This window comes from Candidatus Symbiopectobacterium sp. NZEC151, assembly GCF_025962655.1.
Taxonomy (GTDB): domain Bacteria; phylum Pseudomonadota; class Gammaproteobacteria; order Enterobacterales; family Enterobacteriaceae; genus Symbiopectobacterium.
This window is the reverse complement of the sequence record NZ_JAGFPE010000001.1, coordinates 443,583-459,136: the sequence shown is the minus strand read 5'-3', so window position 1 is coordinate 459,136 and position 15,554 is coordinate 443,583. Positions and strand designations below refer to the sequence as shown.

At 53.2% G+C, this 15,554-nt stretch carries 20 protein-coding genes; all 20 read right to left on the bottom strand.

Annotated elements, in window-relative coordinates:
- Positions 1-4: 4 nt before the first annotated feature.
- A complete protein-coding gene (locus J5067_RS02155; RefSeq protein WP_264650326.1) occupies positions 5-2,044 on the bottom strand; it encodes a ClpP-like prohead protease/major capsid protein fusion protein in 2,040 nt (679 codons plus the stop codon).
- Positions 1,986-3,500 carry a phage portal protein gene (locus J5067_RS02150; RefSeq protein ID WP_264627882.1) on the bottom strand — a complete coding sequence of 505 codons (1,515 nt, stop codon included), beginning with the start codon at positions 3,498-3,500 and terminating at the stop codon, positions 1,986-1,988. The genes J5067_RS02155 and J5067_RS02150 overlap by 59 nt, the downstream gene beginning before the upstream one ends.
- Positions 3,497-3,712, bottom strand: coding sequence for a hypothetical protein (locus J5067_RS02145; protein ID WP_264627881.1), 216 nt, complete (start codon positions 3,710-3,712; stop codon positions 3,497-3,499). The genes J5067_RS02150 and J5067_RS02145 overlap by 4 nt, the downstream gene beginning before the upstream one ends.
- On the bottom strand, positions 3,709-5,796 hold the full coding sequence (locus J5067_RS02140) for a phage terminase large subunit family protein (protein ID WP_264650325.1): 2,088 nt from the start codon (positions 5,794-5,796) through the stop codon (positions 3,709-3,711). Before J5067_RS02140 ends, J5067_RS02145 begins: the two co-directional genes overlap by 4 nt.
- Positions 5,796-6,296 (bottom strand): DUF1441 family protein, encoded by a 501-nt coding sequence (locus J5067_RS02135; RefSeq protein WP_264627875.1) that lies wholly within the window; start codon positions 6,294-6,296, stop codon positions 5,796-5,798. The genes J5067_RS02140 and J5067_RS02135 overlap by 1 nt, the downstream gene beginning before the upstream one ends.
- A 569-nt stretch (positions 6,297-6,865) precedes the next feature.
- A complete protein-coding gene (locus J5067_RS02130) occupies positions 6,866-7,120 on the bottom strand; it encodes a hypothetical protein (RefSeq protein WP_264650324.1) in 255 nt (84 codons plus the stop codon).
- A gap of 39 nt (positions 7,121-7,159) precedes the next feature.
- The gene (locus J5067_RS02125) at positions 7,160-7,549 is read right to left on the bottom strand and encodes a hypothetical protein (RefSeq protein ID WP_264627874.1); all 390 of its coding nucleotides are present in this window, start codon (positions 7,547-7,549) and stop codon (positions 7,160-7,162) included.
- A 35-nt stretch (positions 7,550-7,584) separates the two neighbouring features.
- The gene (locus tag J5067_RS02120) at positions 7,585-8,121 is read right to left on the bottom strand and encodes a hypothetical protein (protein WP_264650323.1); all 537 of its coding nucleotides are present in this window, start codon (positions 8,119-8,121) and stop codon (positions 7,585-7,587) included.
- Positions 8,094-8,615 carry a lysozyme gene (locus tag J5067_RS02115; protein WP_264650322.1) on the bottom strand — a complete coding sequence of 174 codons (522 nt, stop codon included), beginning with the start codon at positions 8,613-8,615 and terminating at the stop codon, positions 8,094-8,096. Before J5067_RS02115 ends, J5067_RS02120 begins: the two co-directional genes overlap by 28 nt.
- Before the next feature lie 2 nt (positions 8,616-8,617).
- Positions 8,618-8,824 (bottom strand): class II holin family protein, encoded by a 207-nt coding sequence (locus J5067_RS02110; protein WP_264650321.1) that lies wholly within the window; start codon positions 8,822-8,824, stop codon positions 8,618-8,620.
- A gap of 150 nt (positions 8,825-8,974) precedes the next feature.
- Positions 8,975-9,403, bottom strand: coding sequence for an antiterminator Q family protein (locus J5067_RS02105; RefSeq protein ID WP_264650320.1), 429 nt, complete (start codon positions 9,401-9,403; stop codon positions 8,975-8,977).
- Positions 9,396-10,421: a DUF968 domain-containing protein gene (locus J5067_RS02100; protein ID WP_264650319.1), complete on the bottom strand. Its 1,026-nt coding sequence runs from the start codon at positions 10,419-10,421 to the stop codon at positions 9,396-9,398. The genes J5067_RS02105 and J5067_RS02100 overlap by 8 nt, the downstream gene beginning before the upstream one ends.
- 8 nt (positions 10,422-10,429) lie before the next feature.
- The gene (locus J5067_RS02095; protein WP_264628292.1) at positions 10,430-10,795 is read right to left on the bottom strand and encodes a RusA family crossover junction endodeoxyribonuclease; all 366 of its coding nucleotides are present in this window, start codon (positions 10,793-10,795) and stop codon (positions 10,430-10,432) included.
- The gene (locus tag J5067_RS02090) at positions 10,792-11,064 is read right to left on the bottom strand and encodes a hypothetical protein (RefSeq protein ID WP_264628291.1); all 273 of its coding nucleotides are present in this window, start codon (positions 11,062-11,064) and stop codon (positions 10,792-10,794) included. The genes J5067_RS02095 and J5067_RS02090 overlap by 4 nt, the downstream gene beginning before the upstream one ends.
- Entirely contained in the window at positions 11,061-11,438 is a 378-nt protein-coding gene (locus J5067_RS02085) for an HNH endonuclease (protein WP_264628290.1), read from the bottom strand. The genes J5067_RS02090 and J5067_RS02085 overlap by 4 nt, the downstream gene beginning before the upstream one ends.
- Entirely contained in the window at positions 11,435-13,264 is a 1,830-nt protein-coding gene (locus J5067_RS02080; RefSeq protein WP_264650318.1) for a DNA cytosine methyltransferase, read from the bottom strand. The genes J5067_RS02085 and J5067_RS02080 overlap by 4 nt, the downstream gene beginning before the upstream one ends.
- Positions 13,261-14,127 (bottom strand): phage N-6-adenine-methyltransferase, encoded by an 867-nt coding sequence (locus tag J5067_RS02075; protein WP_264650317.1) that lies wholly within the window; start codon positions 14,125-14,127, stop codon positions 13,261-13,263. Before J5067_RS02075 ends, J5067_RS02080 begins: the two co-directional genes overlap by 4 nt.
- Positions 14,120-14,344, bottom strand: a complete 225-nt coding sequence (locus J5067_RS02070) for a PerC family transcriptional regulator (RefSeq protein ID WP_264650316.1) — start codon at positions 14,342-14,344, stop codon at positions 14,120-14,122. The genes J5067_RS02075 and J5067_RS02070 overlap by 8 nt, the downstream gene beginning before the upstream one ends.
- Positions 14,341-15,375, bottom strand: coding sequence for a conserved phage C-terminal domain-containing protein (locus J5067_RS02065; RefSeq protein WP_264650315.1), 1,035 nt, complete (start codon positions 15,373-15,375; stop codon positions 14,341-14,343). The genes J5067_RS02070 and J5067_RS02065 overlap by 4 nt, the downstream gene beginning before the upstream one ends.
- On the bottom strand, positions 15,372-15,548 hold the full coding sequence (locus J5067_RS02060; RefSeq protein WP_264650314.1) for a DUF4222 domain-containing protein: 177 nt from the start codon (positions 15,546-15,548) through the stop codon (positions 15,372-15,374). The genes J5067_RS02065 and J5067_RS02060 overlap by 4 nt, the downstream gene beginning before the upstream one ends.
- Positions 15,549-15,554 lie beyond the last annotated feature (6 nt).

Genomic DNA, 15,554 nt, shown 5'->3' with positions numbered 1-15,554 from the left:
CGGATTATTCGCCGGAGGATTTGACCAGACCGCGATAATCCAGCGGAGATACACCGGCATCGATGCGCACCTTGGTAGCAACACCGTCCACCGTAAACCCTTCCTGCTGCTCGATGTAAGGGGTATCAACGCCATCCAGATAAGCAACCTCGATAGTGTCCGTACCCTGCGCCGAGGTCAGATACCAGGCCTTGGCACTGGCATCATCCAGGCGCGCTTCGGCGATAATTTCTGCGAAGTTCTGGATTGGGTTGATGATCCCGCTGTTGACGTCAGCCCCTTTGACGCTGGCAGACTTGATGGTCTGGCTCGCCAGCGTTTCCTGAGCCACCGGCACCAACATAAAGGCTGGGCGAATATTTAGGGTGCGGCCTTTTTCACCTTTCTCCCCAGTTCCCGGCGCTTTTTGTTTGCGCATCAACTGGCGCGCAGCATCCAGACTAGATACGCTGATGCCGCCCGTAGACAAGTTGTTGTGATCGGCATGGAACAGCGCCTTGTCATCAGACAACTTGGGATTGCTGGTCAGAATGGCGTAAACCAGATCGCCAACCGTCGCCTTAGCAGCACGACCCAGTTTCATCGGGACGTCCGTCAGTTGGTTTAGGTCGTCATTGATGATGGCCTGACGGCTAATGGAGAAGATTTCCCCGTAGGTGGCCAGCGCAATAGGTTCGCCGCGATCGCTGGTTGTCACATACTTGTACTCGGCCCCCTCACGCACCTGACGCAAAGAGGGGAAGCCCCCCAGACCGACACGATGTGCCGTTTTAAAGTCGGCCAGTTGACCGCGTTTGGTCCACTGGGTAAACGTTTCCTCGGCTTCTCCCCAGCCCTGCAACAAGGCCTTGGCCGATACATCCAGCAGGATGTTGCCAAAGTCAGAACTGGTATGCGTGAATGCCAGGCCGACCATCTGCATCGGGTTATAGGAGGCCACACCGATACCACGTTCAGTCAGCGACATACGAGCATATTCACGCAGCGTCATCCCGTTGTAGACGTTGCTGTTATCGCGCTGGTCATACCCGGCACGCGCCATCAGTGCCTGGCGGATACCATCACCAACAAAATTACCGTTGCCCGCGTAGATATGCGGCGCGTTTGCTGCGTTGCTGGGTGTCGCGTTCGCGCCCAGTTTCGCCAGCAACTTATCTTTGGCGGCATCCACCGAGCATTCAACATCACCGATGCATTCCGACTCCAGATCGGCATGCTTGCCGCCAAACATGGCGAACAAATCGCGGATACCATTCACACGCGCTTTTTGCTCAGCCATCACCTGTGCGCGGATAGCAGTTTGATCAGACTCAATCGTTGCTGTGGGCTGCGTTGGAGTCTGAGGTTTTTGGGTAGCCGTCGCTCGCGGCGGTTTAATCATGTTACGAATGTTCTGTGGCATTTTTTCGAAGTCCTCAATGCATTTTGAATTGATACAGGCCATAGCCTGCAAGGGCGCGACTACCTGATCGGCAAAGCCGAGTTCGACACATTCGCTGCCGGACAACCAGGTCTCATCCGCCAGCAGCGCCGCAATCTCTTCCGGCGTTTTTCCCGTTTTTTCCGCATAGGCCGGAATGAGGTTGTTTTCCACCTTATCCAGCAGGTCGGCATAATCACGCATCTCATCGGCATTACCCCCGGCGACGCCCCACGGCTTGTGGATCATCATCATGGTGTTTTCAGGCATGATGACCGGATTGCCAACCATCGCAATGTAAGACGCCATCGAGGCGGCAATGCCATCGACATGCACCGTAATGGATGCGCCACAATGTTTGAGCGCGTTAAAGATGGCGATACCATCAAACACGTCGCCACCCGGTGAGTTGATATGGAGGTTGATGAGGGAGAGTTCACCCAGGGCTTCCAGTTCAGCAATAAACTGCTTGGCTGTTACCCCCCAGTAACCGATTTCATCGTAGATGTAGATGTCAGCCGCCCCGTCACTCTGCGCCTGCATACGAAACCAGGAATTACCCTGATTAATCGGCGTTCGTTGTGCGCTGTTGCGTACCTTTTGCCGTGTTTTTGGCCGTGGCATTTCTGCCTCCTTTGTCATTTGCCGGGTCAGTATCAAACACCAGACCTTGCTTGCTGTTTTCATCAACTTCCGCCTTACGACGGCGTTTGACATCATCAGGGTTAGAGCCACGCGCCCGCACCCACTCACTTTCAGTCGCGGCACCACCACGGATAAGGATTTTCCAGGATGTCGCCTCTTTCACCGGATCAATCCATGGCATCACCGGCCCGGAATAGACCGCGTTAAACAGGGTTTCTTGATTAACATTGCGGGGGACTTTTATCCGGCCAGCCGCAATCGCCATTTTCAGGAAAGTGCGGTACATCGGGCGGGTAAGTGCAGCGATCACCGTGTCCTGCAAAATCAGGTATCCCTCAGTGGATTCAACCAACTCCTGACGCTGGGCGCTGTAGGTGCCGTTATAGTTACGGGCAATGCTGGAGAAACTGCCCCGTGAACCTGCGGCCACCGCGCGTAACTGACCATTTCGGAAAGATTCCAGATTGGCGTTAGGGCGGTCTGACTTGATCATCCCGACATCTTCTCCGGGTTGAAGGCCATCAAACAGCATGCCCGGAACGATATTCAGTTCCTCGGGACCGCGCGTTTTGCTGTCAGCCTCAGGGTATGACTGCCCATCCCCTTTTTTGATGTACATGCCTAGCGATGCAGCAATGCGGGCGGCAGTCAGTTCCGCGTCTTCATAATCCTTGAGTCCACTCAATCGAATCAGAATGCCGGAAAATAACGAATTGCCCCGTACCTGGTGTAAGCGACGGGTAAATTTCAGGTGCAGCATGAAATCAGCAGAAACGTCTTTAATATCGCCCTGTAGCATCCCGATGGTTGGCAGTTGCTTGTACACCATATATTTCGTTGGTCTGCCCCAGTCATTGAGGTATACCCCTTGCAGCAACTTTTTAGACGGGTCGGTACGATCCAGCGGAACAAAGTCCGGCTCCAACGCTTCAAGCCAGAGCGGCACGCCCGCAACAGGCTGCAATCCGTTTGCTGCGCCCTGCACCAGTTGTGCAAACACTTCACCGTCGCGCAACCAGGTACGCACCATCAACCGTTCCAACACCGGGCGCGTGTACTGCCCCGTCACATCCGGGGACACTGACCACTCACCCCACAGTGCACGGATTTGCGAGGCCAGATCTTCGGCAATGGTCCCGTCTTTGAGCAGAGGCTGCGGCTCAACGATAAATCCCTTTGCCCCGACAATCCGCTCCTCCAGCTTGTCGAGAATGCCGATCACGATGTCATGATTGTTATCCAGCCAGCGCGCCTGCTCGCGCAGGGAGCGTCCGCCGAATTGCGTCAGTTGATTAGCATTGCGATTCTCACGCTTTCCCCTGTGCGTGCGTGTTGGCATCGTCGCCTCATAGGCGCTGATCATGTAGCGACTGCGCAGACGAGAGGCTTTCCACGCCGGAGAGATGGCCCCAATAAGGTTATCCAGCAGTTTCATTGAAACCTCACCACTTTATACATAGGGCTACCGGTCTGAGCCCGTTGAAACGCCGCTAACCGGCGCTCCCATTTCTCCCGACCTGCAATGATTAAGTTCAGGTTTTCCATGGTCATCTGCTGGCCGTTAAACGTGATGCTTTTTCCTTCCAGCACTGCCTTTTCAGCATCCATGTAGAGCTGGATCATGTTTTGAATTTCTGCCTGGTTCACACCCAGCCTCCTGATGAATTAATGGGAGCCCAGGCCGAGGCTACTATCTCGCGGGCTGATGTCGTTGTGTCTGGCTGTGTCGGGCGTGGTGCGGGTCTGTGCTGTTGTGGGGAGTCATCATCTGAAGGCGTTACCCACTGCGGTGGATTATCCCAGTTGATTTTGTCATACCCGCGCAGGATAACCAGCGCATGGGCATAGACCATCAGGTCAAATGCCTCGTTTGGCCCGCGCCCCGGCTTACGCCACTTGCCGTCAGGACCACGCTCCTCATAGGTCAATTCGTCGTAGAACCACTCACCGAGCCAGTCAGGAAAATGAATGTAATTGGCCCCCGGCGTCTCACGCTGCAAGGCGTTGTCGATCCGGTCCTTTAGTGGGTCAGTCTGGAGCAGGTACAACGGCACATCCCCGCGCGCTTCCGCGCGTCGGTCTTGTCGGTCAATGTTGTTCGGGAATGTTTTGCTGATAAGTTTGCTGCGTTTGGTGCTGTCACCTTTAAACAGGTAGACACGTTTATGCAGGCCATCCCGGCGACATTGCCGCCAGAATTCATAGGCATTGCCGGTTACGCCGTCTTCCCCGCCTGAGTCCACCGCCATTGCCAGTATCGGCATGCTGCTGTCCGGGTTATCTGCCAGGGGATAGGCTTTATCCAGAACGTCAGTGCGTAACAAATCCCAGTCTTCGAGATAGCCAGCAGGGTCGATAGGTAAACTCTCGCCGTCATTACCAGGGCGAAGCGATTGGCGAATGTTGTAGCGATCGACAACCCAGCGTTCGCCATGCGCGCCATAGCCTATGACCTGTACCACAAAACGGCGCTTTTTCCCGCCCTGAACATCCACCGTGGCGACCATAAAACGAACGCCATCAGGCACCGTGCGCTTGATTACCTTCTCGGCACGATCTTTCAATGTTTCAGATTTGCGCTGCTCCTGCCCTGACTGCGGCATGTAGGGAATTCCCCAGTCGGTATTGATAACTGTCTTTAGGGTTTCTTCACTCTGCGTTACCTCGTATTCCTGCTGGGCGGTCAGCAGTTTATAAACGAGCTGGGATAATGTTTGATAGGCAGCGGCCGGACCTTCCATCCAGAAAGAGGCAATGCGTGAGCGTCGCCCCTCTCCCGTGATATTTCCGCTCCGATCTATCTGCTCACCTTCACGCAACCAGACACCACGTAAATTAAGTTCACGCTTTTTGTCAGCGGTGATTTTTCCGGCGCAGTGTGGACATTCAATAAATGCGGCCTCACTGGCTTTGACCGGATCGGGAATGTCCTGATAGCCGGTAACCACATCCTTTATAGGCTGAAAATGCTCACCACAGTGTGGGCACGGCCAGTACAAGCGACGGCGATCTCCACGGTTGTACAGAGACATGATCCCTGTTGCCGGGGGCGCTTCATGCGTTGATTTGCGACGGTACTTTTTGTCGCGGATATCCCGACCTGGCGAACTCTCCACCAGCGTCATGCCGGATGACATAAACGTCTGGGTACGTTTCGACGCCAACGTAAACGCATCCCCTTCGCCGTCGATATCTTCGGGGTAGCGATCGTAATCGGTCAGCGCTACACATTTGAAATCGGACGACGACATGATATTGACTGACGGCCAGCCGATTTTCAGGTAGTTCCCCGCCAGGAATATGCGGTCGTAAACGTTATTGTCGTTACGCCGGGGGCTAAGACGTTTCGCCAGTTCCGGGCTAAGTTTGTACATGCGCGCCAGACGCTTTTTCGAGTGCTCACGCGCTTTCTCTTCCGTCATCTGCACAATGAGCATGTCTGACGGATCGCACATCAGGTTGTAGGCGGACCATCCGTCTATGAGTGCAATGGTTTTACCGGTTCGAGCTGGGCCAACAAACACCACGGCATCGTATTCGCGTGATGTCAGGCAGTTCATGGGTTCAATAAGATAGGGTGCGACCGAAGGGTCCCACGGAACAGAGTTACCCGCCCCCATTGGCACCCGCATGTATTTGGAGACGGCCTCAGACACAGGCATGCGCCGGGGCGCTCTCACCATGTCGGCAACATTCTTCCGTACCGCTGATGCGGTTGCCTGAGCGACCATCAATCCTCCTCGGTGGCATCCTCCTCTGTATTGTCTGGTGTGTCGGCCTCTATGATTTTCTGCGCAATGTTGTCGCGCAGATCATCAATGATGCTCTGAACACGCATTACCGCTGCGGGTTGCAAGGCGCAGTCTCGCTCCAGAATGTCCGGCAGCGTTTCCAATATCTGAATAACGGCTTTTGCCATTGAAGAGAACTCGCGCACCACATCGTCAGCGGGGATCAACTCCCCCACTTCCTGCTGAAACTTGAGCCGCTCGCGCTCTGACTGAAACCACGCTTTACGATCAGGCGGTGTCATCTGATCAACTTCGAAGGTTTCGCCGGTTTTCATCAACTCGCAAAGAAGCGCGGGCAAGGCATAAAGCTTGAGGCGGGCGTTACTACCGGGAGCGGGCTCGACGTTCTTTAACCGGCTGGAAATCGTCTGCCGGTGCAGACCGGTGATGCCCGCAAGCTGGTTAATATTGAACCGGATTGACTCGATCTCTTTATCCATGATGATGGTGAACAAAAAATAAACGATTCGACATGTGGGCTAACTCCACCATTATAAAAATCAGTAACCTATACGGATGATGATGAAGTTGATCAAACACGAAAAACTAGCCGTTTCCCGCGAGTCCCCCGCCCCGTGGTGAGGACCCCTGTGGGAGGACCCGCAACGATAATGATTATCATTTGATTACAAAGTAGGCTTTCATGCCTCATTTAGACTTCTAAACGTCCATTTAAGCACCCTTGCCGACATCGACCACGTGCACCGGGCCCTCTGTCGCATGACTCGTTCATCAATCGAGATAGAAGTCATCACTCAGCGTTCTGCGGCGGGCGCCGGTTGCATTGTGTGGACATGCGCTTGATGTATGGCCCTGACCACCACAGTAACCACAGCGCAGGTTAGCGCGACGTGATGAACCTCTCCACGTCTTAAGGCAGTTGGCTACAGTGTGCAGTTGTGAGCCGCAATAGGTGCGGTCGTTATAGCTGGTGTGAGTATAATTTGGCGTAATGAGCGTCGAAGCAACAAACCGCTAGGAAGCGGCGGTTTGTTATTGTGTTGAGATCTTATTGCTTATCTATAGCGCTCTGTATTGCATCGGCAAGATTTGAAATCTCCTGTTTAGTAAATTCAATTACATTGGAAACACCACTATCAGACGCGGAGGCTTTGATTATTTCCAAAGCTGCTCTCACTGCTTCCAGTCGATTCGCTTCTTCACTTGATCTAACAATATATTTATCCAGCATTGTGAGCTCCATTATCATGATGGCTGCAATTAATAACCATTTTTGATATTGGTCCTTTTGCCAATTTTTCAAGTGTCATCACAAGCACTCAGTGAATGCCTGCTGTAATGTCTACTTCACTGTCTCAATGGTCGCACCATGTGAGTTTGTAACGTATAGCTGATCGCCGCGGTACAGGAATTGATAGCCGATGCCCCCGCCAGTAGGTAAGTCAGGGAACGCTTCGCAATTTAGGTCTGAGCAAATAATTGCGATGCATTCATCACGCTTACCACCCTGCCGATCAACAGAGAGATGCTGTTCCTCCACGATGGGCTGAGTCATTCCCTCGTCTTTATAAGTGGGAAACACCCATTCAATGGTATCTGGCACCGCTATATCCAACTTATCAGCCAGTTCGAATGCCTGTTTCCACTGTTCGGAACCTGGTCGAGCAATATTGACCGCCTTAACCTCGTAGAGCGATGTTGCGTTATTGATAATTTGTTTAACTGTAAACATCTTCTTTTCCTTCTTCTGGTCGTAAAAAAGCCCCACTAATGTGAGGCTCGGTTTGATTCTGCTTCTCGAATCCCTGCAAGTTGGCTGTTAGCCTGGTCAATCGCCGTCAGCAGCGGATCAATCCAGTAAACAGCCTGTGCGTATGTCAGTCGGCAGGCGGTGGCAATGGTGCTAACACTGGCTGTGTTAGGTTTGCCGGTATCTCCGTGCATTGCGCTGGCACGTAGACTGTTCGTGTAGTCGAGCAACCTGCCAGCAACATCATCAGGCACGCACTGGCGACCAGCCGGGTCACGTTTGATGATAGTGCGGTAAACAATCTGCTTTTCATCTGACTGCCCTTTGATGTTGATAGCGTACTGGTTAGCCTGGCGTGCTATTTCGTTGAAGCGTTGAAACTGAAATGCCTGACCAGCAATTACAGCCTGTTGCCCTGTGCTGATATCCTCAGACGCTTTCTTGCCGCGTTCTGCTACATCAGCATCCCAGCGGAGCCCCTGCACGTACCAACCGATGACTATCCCTGCCAGCAGCGCAAGAACCGTTATTTTCCAGCCTGAGAGGATAGACATAACGACCGCTCCTTATCGCGTCGAGCAACAAGTCCTGGAAGTTTCTTCTCGCCGCTATACACCCAGCGAGGAAACTGCTCACACGCAGCCACAATGTTTCCAGCACGGAATAACTGAAACATGGTTGATGCCTGAATCTTTGTGCAGCCAGCATTAAAGGCGATACTGACTGCTGCGCTGAACGGGTTACTCGGCAACTTTCTGCCACCGGCGTATTTATCAACGCAGCTTTCAGCCTCAAGGATGTTTTTTTGCCAGTCGGCGGCAATCTGCTCGTCAATCTTCCGGGTGCCATCAACAACGCCGTGCGTATTGCCAATGCCATCAGTCAAAATACCAGCTGGGCAAACGTAAGGGTCACGACGGCATGATTCGGCATTACCGATAAGTTCCAGGCCCGCTTTATTGGTTCGCACCTGGCCGTTATTCATCACAATGCCGATGATTACGCTGACAGAGCACACCACACCGGCTGCAATTTTGCGCTTGCTCATGCTCACTCACTCCGCGCTTCGTTACGGCGGTCTTCTTTGACCTTGAAATACAGGTTGGTCAGAAACGTGAGCAAGCCAAATAGCAAGCTACCGAGAACCCCGATAGCGGCCCACTGCGTCGGAGAAACCGTGTCTAGTAGTTGCAACATCCAGTAGCCACCGCTAAGACCCGAAGCGCCGTAGGAAACGCCCGTTGTAATATTTGACATACGCATGACCTCACCTCCGGCTCTGCCGTGGCGCTGTGTGTGATTTCTGGGAAAAGAAAAGGCCCACCGAAGTGAGCCTTTAAAATGGAAAGCCCCCGCAGAAGCAAGGGTTTGAAATGGATAAGCCGCTTAACGTCGCGACCACTCTTATCACACTAATACACAATTTGCGGACCGCGATAGCGTTTTGTGTGAATTTTGCGGAATTTCTACCTCTGGGTCCATTTCCAGCCGAACATCCAGTACAGCAAGGCACCCTTCAATGAATCCTTCTGCCATCTGCATCTCAACGCGAATCACTTTCTCATCGCGTTTGCGCCAGCGGGCCAACTTGCGTTTTGATATTTGGTAAAGATAGTGAGCAACAAGCAGGTGATACTCATCCGGTCGCTTTTCCTTCAGGCGAGCCATGCATTTCTCAATGACCAACCCATCATCATCAGAGCACGACAGCCGCATACCGTTCTTTTGTGGTAGTAACCGTTTAAAACCGGCTGCAACGTGCGAATAGTCCACACCACTACCATCACTCGCCGCCCAACCTGCCCAGCGCTCTAACACCATCGAAATATCACGCATTCTCTACACCTTTTAGTTTCCCGATTGAAATAGCCCCGATCCCCAATGCACGGTTGAGGGTCTGGACCACAAGCAGCAGTTGACTGCCGTATTCCGCTTCCCATGCCGTTACGTCCCTGTGCAGTTCGTCGTGGTGACGGCGACACAGGGGAATAACAAACAGGTCATGCGTTTTTGTACCCATCCCGCCAAGCCCGTACCCTATTACGTGGTGCGGATCGTCAGCAGGAGCACCACAGCATGCACATTGCTGTGACTTCACCCAGCGGGTGTACTTCTCACACTCCAACCGCTTTAACTTTGGACGCAGCATAAAACCGGCTGCTGGTTCGTCATCCTCCACCAGCGCGATAATGGGTTTAACACGCTCTATACGCTCGCCAATGATGTCGTGTATTGGTGTCTCCCAAACGATGTCGCATTCACGTTTAGGCCCTGGCTTCTCCTCTGGTGCAGGCATGCGTAGACTGATACGAATGGCATGCTCTGGCAGCAGGTCTGATATCTGTTTCACAACAGCCCACCAACTAAGCTCATGTGCCGTCACCTGATGCGCCTCCGGTAATGCCAGCCAGATACGGGCCTGATTAAGTACCCACTCGGCAGCATTCCGATCTGCCAGTTCATCATGTGCCGGTGACACATGCCCGTGTACCTTGTTGTCACAGTGCCAGCACAACCGAATGGCGCTATGTCCGTACCTCATGGTGATGAAGTTCTTGTCATGGTGGTCGCTTTCGCGCTGGCACACCGTTGACTGGTTCAGCCAGTAAATCAGCCCATCAGTGCCACCAGCGGCATTAATCACTCGTTCGTTGGTCAGGAATGAACGCCAGCGCGGATCATTACCTAGTTGCTGTTCCTGATTCGGCAGCAAACCGGATGGAAGCCCTTTAAGTTCCTCCGGCTCACTGACCACCAGCACACGGCGATTGAATAGTGACAGCAGGTTTTTACCGGGGCGCAATATGACTTGCCCCAGCTCTGGCACGATGACAGGTTTAAACAGTGCTCTCATGCCATCCCTCAAAACGTCTCAATGGTTATTTCAGCCTTGCCACCACGAGTTACCGGCCCCCACTCCACCAGCATCCGTTTTACCTGGCTGTCGTCCAGCCAGATACCCGCATGGGTAAGGGAGTCAAATAACGCTTTCAGGTAGTTATCCAGATCCCGACGTTTTCTATCGGGTGGCATGAGGATGACTTTTACCGATACCAAATCGGTACGTGGTTTGGGATAACGGTTTAGCTGTTCCACTACGTCAGCAATGGCGTTGGTAAGGTATTTGCGACCAGCAGCACTGACCAGGTGCCTGCCAGTTAACGCCCCCTTGTTCGGAGCGCGCCAGTAGCTGTTTACGCTGGGTGGGAATGGCAGGGTTAATCTCATGGCGTACTCCAGTGGTCTTCTATCGACACGCTGATTCGGTGTAACCAGTCAGCCAGCTTTAGCATTGCTTCGCGCTCTGATAGTCCTTGCGGAAAATCATCAAGCGCGACATGCGGAATAACCTTCCCGTAACCATTTCTCTCAAGCGTTACGTTTTGTTCCAGAACCGTGCCTGTGATACCGCTCCGCTGCCTGACAACCCACTTTTTAAAAGACTCATGACTACTTGTGTCGTACTTGTACTCAGTGAGAATTACCTTTCCGCTCATGCTGCGTCCTCCCGCTGGTATTTTTCGAACCAGAACACGACGGGGGTTCCGGTAGGCTTAACAAGGCCAAATACCTCGGCAGTTCGATAGCTACGTGATGCCCTGCGAGTTACATCAACCTGTGTTGCTATTCGCTCTCTAAATAGCTCTACCGAGCAACTGGCTTTGTACAGATTGCATGGGATACAGGCGGGATAAAGATTTTCCAGCGTGTTGTTTTCCGGTCTTTCCATCGCGTAACTCTTGCTGATATTTCGCAATACCGGCTCGACGTGATCGACATGAAAACGAGCAGTTAAAATTTCACCGCAATAAGCGCACCGACCGCCGAACTTCATGCGTAATTCTTCACGCTGTTTCTTGTTGAGCTTCATGCGGCCACTCCCTGACGTTCGACGCACATTTCCGGCAGGTTTGCACGCACAAGCGCCTCTGCAAACGGCGGCGGCACCGCATTACCACACCGAGCTACCTGCTTGTCCTTGGCGTATTTCACACCACGATAGTCCTGGTCGATGATGTACCAGTTGGGGAAGCCTTGAGCGGCATAAAGCTCATGTGGCTGCAACATGCGCATGCCGATATCGACAATCTGATAGTCGATGCCCTCAACCGTGACCAGGCCAAACCGATCACGGCTGGTAACCGTGTGCAGAGGATCCTCAATATTCAGCCCCTCTTTCTCGTTGCCATAATATTTCAGCAAGAACGCCCTGACCTCGCCAAAATGATTGCCACCGGCCGTAACGGTTTGCAGCGGCGTGTCTGTTGGCTGTCCCGTATTCGTACCGCGCATCTTGATGAGGTTTGATGTTACGAGCGCGTGGTGATCGGTTGTCGTGACCGTATGGGCTGGCTCATCCATCGCCACACCGGCGCCGGAATAATTTCCGCCAAAGTGTTTAGCCAGGAACGCGGATACCAGTTGAGACTTTCCTCCACCAAAACCGGTTTGACCGATACGCGCGATAACTGGTGCAACAACGCATGCATGGTTCGTATTGACCAGCGTATGCATAGGTTGCTCGACGCTGCGAGGTTTGGCTGAATATTTTGGGCCACCAGCACCAGCGACGAACGGCGCCAATGTTGCCTCTACCATGCCGAGCGCATGCCCATTACCACCAGGTCGCACCGACGAACCAGCGGTAACCGTCGGCATTGGTTCGGTAACCTCCTGCCCCGTTGCACCGGTACGGAATTTTGTCAGATGTGGGCTGACAAGCGCATAACCGTGCGTCTTGGTGATGGTCTGCAACGGCTCTGTCAGTGACTGACCACGGAAACAATCGTATTTGGTCTTTGTGCTTGTGTGGTTGCACTTCACGATGAATGGCGTCGGGTTATCCAGCACGAACCGCTGAATGCCGCGCGCAATGCGTTTCAAGGTGTTCTCGGCCAATGGACGGGAACGTTCAAAGATGCTCGGGCATGGGATTGACCAGTCGATGCATTCGGCAGCTGTGCGCCACGGTTTCAGCTTGCCAGCCTGAACTGCTGGTGATTTTGGATCCCCGTGCGTAGCCTCCGGCCATGTGACCGGCTTACCGTCACGACGCATCACCATGAAAAAGCGTTTGCGGATGGTCGGAGCGCCATAATCACAGGCCCGCAATTCACGATATTCAACGGTATAACCCAAGCCAGCGGATAAGCTTTTCGCATCTTCCCCGTCAACATCAATGCCCAGCACCTCGCAGCACTCAATCAAAGCGGGGTGATTTATTGCGATACCCGTGGTCAGCATCCCCACGAATGCCTCAAATGTTTCACCGGCACGCGCCGGATCGGGGTGTTGTGTCCCATCTTCTGCGGTGTTCAATGGCCCCCAGGTTTTAAACTCTTCCACGTTCTCCAGCATGCCAACGCGAAAACGTGTTTGCAGAGCCCAGCGCAGGACAACCCAAGCCAGACCGCGAATCTCTTTTTTAACTGGCTTACTGCCTTTGGCTTTCGAAAAATGGCGGCAATCAGGACTAAACCATGCCAGTCCAACAGGACGGCCAGCGGTCGCAGCAACCGGATCAATATCAAACACTGATTCGCAGTAGTGCAGCGTATCTGGGTGATTCGTGGTGTGCATGGCGATCGCGTTCGGGTCATGGTTAATCGCAATATCGACACTGCGGCCAATTGCCATTTCAATTCCAGTGGAAGCACCGCCACCACCAGCAAAGTTATCAACGATAATTTCCTTCATGCTGCTGCTCCCATTGCTGCGGTAAGTGCTTCTGCGGTCGTGATGATGGTGTTGTCAGGGATGCCTTCAAGTTTCAGGCGGTTGATGTGGCTGCGCAGCTTGTGCTGCAAATGGGCTGAAAGCACTGCGGCTGTTGGCACCTGATCGAACAGAAAATTAACCTCTGCGGGCCACACCGTATTGGTTGTTTCTGGAATGGTGGGCTGCTGCTGTGGTGCCAGTTTCGCGGCCTCTTTGCGGATCTGCGCCATGAATGCTTCACCCTGGGCATACAGCCGATCACGCTCGATATAGGCATTCGCCGGACCGTGCCATTGCTTGTCAAACACGGCTATTGCGCCAGCAAAGAATGCACTGGTTGCCACCTGCTTTTCGTCTTTCGGTTTGAACCAGGTCGGCAGGTCGAAGCCAATACGGCCACGGATAAACGCGATATGGTCTGCCTGTTCAGGCCACCAAACCTCTGACGTGGCTGATTTGATGAGGAACACATAGCGCCCACCCAATTCACGCATTGCTATAACGTGCTCGATGATGTGACGCATGCCGGTGATGTACTGGCCTTCGTGCTGTTTGGCGCGGGAATACGGCGGATTGCCAAACGCTGCACCGTTCAACTCAGCCAGGCACGCGGACCAGTCCTGCGCCAGCGCGTTATCTTCTGCTGTGTAGAAAGCTTCACACTTCGAGTTTTCGCCGTCGCTGAACAGGTCCAGCACCAGAGGTCCAAACATTGCATTGATACCCCAGAACAGCGGATCCGGAGTGCGCCATTGATCGCCAACATCCTTAAGTTTGTGAGCAACTTCCGCCTTGTAGGCATTCAATGCCAGCACGTACTCGGTTTGGGAGAAGTCAGTCATGGAGTACCCCTCCCGCTGCCGTCATCACTCTGATGCCGCTGTATTCGCTTCTCAGTCCGTTTGCGCTGATCTGGCATTTCTCACGGCGGCGGGCCACCTCTGCACGTGCTTGCATCCCTTTGGTTTGATCAAGTACCGTCAGCCATACACGGGCTGCTCTGCGCCACAGGCGTTTGCTTTCAAGCTTTTCGGCTAATGCGATATCGTCGGTTATCATGCGGCTTTCCCTCCCTGCTGGCGCTGGGTAACGTCTTTCCAGATGGAATTCCAGCGGCTCATTGCAAACTCTGGTTTCGCTGATTTCAGCCCAGCTTTGCTGGCTTCGGAACGCACCTGAATTTCAATCTGGCTGGGGTTCTTTGCGGGTAATGCACTGCCAATGAAACGGCGGTAGGCGGCATCACGTTCGGTGACATCAACCGGAACAGCGGACATATCCCCTGGTCGGATCCATTTCCCATCGACGCACGCAGGGCGACCGCTGGCATCCCATTTTCGGGCCTTGTCGTAATATTCTGGGAAGTTTTCAGGGCCAAAAATCGTCTTGGGACGCAGGTAGTCGCACATCTTCGGATCGTTAAGCCATTTCGCCGTCAGGTAGTCCACAACCAGAATCAAGTCCTCAGCGACGTAATCAGGTTCAGACAGTCGCCCACGGATGTACCCCATCGTGGTCTTGCCATCCCGATAGCCAGAGTTAGTAACCTGGTTGAAATGATCCAAAACCCGTTGATCAGGGTCGTCAGGCGGTTCAGCCTGACAAGAGGTTTTACCTGATGGATCTTGTTTTGAATTTACTGACGGATCCCCGCCAGATTCTGGAGGGTCAAAACTGCCGTTATTGCTCGATTTTGACGGGTCAAATTTTGAGGCGTCAGATTTTGAACCCTCAGATTTTGATGCGTCAGGATTTGATGTGTCAGATTTTGACGGGTCAGAATCTGACAGGTGAGATTGAGCAGCGGCATACAGCTTTGCAACGTTCAGTTGATACATGTTCGATGCATTGCGGTTGCCCTTCCGGCGCTGGGTACGTGTCAGCCAGCCCTCTTTCTCCAGCTTGGCTATAGTCGTGCGAACCGTGCTCGGCCCTGCCCCCAGTTGCCTGGCTATGGTGTCGATTGAGGGCCAGCAAACGCCATCATCAGACGAGAAATCAGCAAGCCGTGCCATGATGGCCACTGACGCTAGTTTCATGCCTGACGATGCACAGCCGTCCCAGACAAATGCAGATAGCTTAACGCTCATGGCTTCCTCGTGAATTTTGCTTTGAAATGCCAGAGAGGCTGGACGCATTCATGCTCATACCCTTCCCGCATGAAAATAACGCGCTCGTTCTGGCGGTCGTATCCGATGACGCGGACAACTTTTCCATACGGATCGAGGTAACGCCTGTCGAGTTCTGTGACTTGTTCTTGCATGACTCA